The organism is Agromyces sp. NPDC056965 (genome assembly GCF_042673425.1).
Lineage (GTDB): Bacteria > Actinomycetota > Actinomycetes > Actinomycetales > Microbacteriaceae > Agromyces.
Map to the genome: position 1 here is coordinate 1 of NZ_JBHURI010000156.1, position 2,011 is coordinate 2,011.

Here is a 2,011-nt window from a genome sequence, read left to right on the forward strand (position 1 = left end):
AGTCGAATCGACTCGCGGCGCTCGTGTCGCTGCTGACGCGGTGTGCCCGCTCTCGCGCTCAGTCGCCGTGCGAGCTCGTCACTCGCCGACGAGCACGAGCTCCGAGAGCGGCTTGCGCAGGCGCGGGGCGCTCTCGCGCTCGCGGAGTGCGTCGGGCAGGGCGTTCACATCGCCGAGCACGCCGATCGCGGTGATCGAGACGACCTCGAGTCCGTCGGCGAGGCCGAAGGCGTTGCGGATCTCCTCGGCCTCGAAGCCGCCCATCTGGTGGGTGTGCAGGCCCTCGTGCTGCGCCTGCACCGAGAGGTGGGCGACCGCCTGGCCGAGGTCGTAGCGCGCCCACGGGCGGGGCTTGCCCTCGGCGTCGACCGTCTCGGCGACGTTCGCGATGAGCACTGCGGCGGAATCCGCCCAGGCCTGGTTGAACCCGAGCATCGCGTCGTGCAGCTTCGTGAAGGCGTCGGTGCCGCGGCGTCCGACGATGAAGCGCCAGGGCTGCACGTTGTTCGCCGACGGAGCCCAGCGCGCGGCCTCGAGGATCGTGCGGATGACCGCGGGGTCGATCTCGGCCGTCGGGTCGTACGCGCGGGGGCTGAAGCGCTCGACGAGCGGCGCGATGAGCGGCGCGTCGGTCTCGGCGCGGCGGGAGGTGATGTCGGTGATGAGGGTCATTCGCTTGCGGCTTTCACGAGAGTGGAACAGATGCCGGGGCGTCGTCGACCCGAGGGATGCAACGCGCAGCGGCATCCGCTATTCCATGCTCATGCATGATTCTCAGCGAACCCGAGGTTCGGGATCACTCGTGTCGCACGGGACTGCGGATATCGCCGGTCCCATGCGACACGAGTGATCCCGCGCCGCGCGGAAGGCGCTCAGGCTCGCGCGAGCTCCTCGCGGATGCCCGCGACGAACGCGTCGATGTCGGCCTCGCTCGTGTCGAACGAGCACATCCAGCGCACCTCGCCGCGAGCGGCATCCCAGTCGTAGAAGCGGAACCGCTCGCGCAGCCGGTCGGCGACGCCCGCCGGGAGGGTCGCGAAGACGCCGTTCGACTGCGTCAGCTGCGAGAAGCCGAGGCCCGGCAGCTCGCCGGCCGCGATGCCCGCATCGAGCGCGTCGCGCAGGCGTCGCGCCATCGCGTTCGCGTGGCGCGCGCTCTCGATCCAGAGGTCGCCCTCGTAGAGCGCGATGAGCTGCGCCGAGGTGAAGCGCATCTTCGAGGCGAGCTGCATGTTGAGCTTGCGCAGGTACTTGAGGCCCACGGATGCCTCGGAGTTCAGCACCACGATCGCCTCGGCGCCGAGCGCGCCGTTCTTCGTGCCGCCGACGCTCAGCACGTCGACGCCCGCGTCGCGCGTGAAGGCGCGGAGGGGGAGGTCGAGGGATGCCGCGGCGTTCGAGAGGCGCGCGCCGTCCATGTGGAGGGTCATGCCGCGCTCGTGCACGTGGTCGGCGATCGCACGCACCTCGTCGGCGGTGTACGCGGTGCCGAGCTCGGTGGTCTGCGTGATCGACACGACGAGCGGCTGCGCACGGTGCTCGTCGCCCCAGCCCCACGCCTCGCGGTCGATGAGCTCGATCGTGAGCTTGCCGTCGGGCGCGGGAACCGTGAGCAGTTTCATGCCGCCGACGCGCTCGGGCGCACCGCCCTCGTCGGAGTTGATGTGCGCGGTGCTCGCCGAGATCACGGCGCCCCAGCGGGGGAGCATCGACTGCAGGCCCGTGACGTTCGCGCCCGTTCCGTTGAAGACGGGGAACGCCTCGATGCCCTCGCCGAAGTGCCGCGCGAAGACCTGCTGCAGTCGCTCGGTGTAGACGTCTTCGCCGTAGGCGACCTGGTGGCCGTCGTTGGCGGCGGCGATCGCCGCGAGCACCTCGGGGTGCACACCCGAGTAGTTGTCGGAGGCGAAACCGCGGACGGAGGTGTCGTGGAGCTGTTCAGTCACTGAACCATCCTCGCACTGCTGCAGAAGAGCGGATGCAACGAGCGGATGCCGCGGGCGACTCACGC

Annotated in this window: 2 protein-coding genes; both read right to left on the reverse strand. The window is 70.3% G+C overall.

Annotated elements, in window-relative coordinates:
- Positions 1–78 precede the first annotated feature (78 nt).
- Complete coding sequence (locus tag ACFTQE_RS20065) at positions 79–672, reverse strand: nitroreductase family protein (protein ID WP_376926725.1); 594 nt, start codon at positions 670–672, stop codon at positions 79–81.
- A 200-nt stretch (positions 673–872) separates the two neighbouring features.
- Positions 873–1,946, reverse strand: coding sequence for a threonine aldolase family protein (locus ACFTQE_RS20070; RefSeq protein ID WP_376926726.1), 1,074 nt, complete (start codon positions 1,944–1,946; stop codon positions 873–875).
- Positions 1,947–2,011: the final 65 nt, after the last annotated feature.

Coding starts and splice junctions, on each gene's coding strand:
- ACFTQE_RS20065 (WP_376926725.1), bottom strand. CDS start 672: ATGACCCTCATCACCGACATCACCTCCCGCCGCGCCGAGACCGACGCG.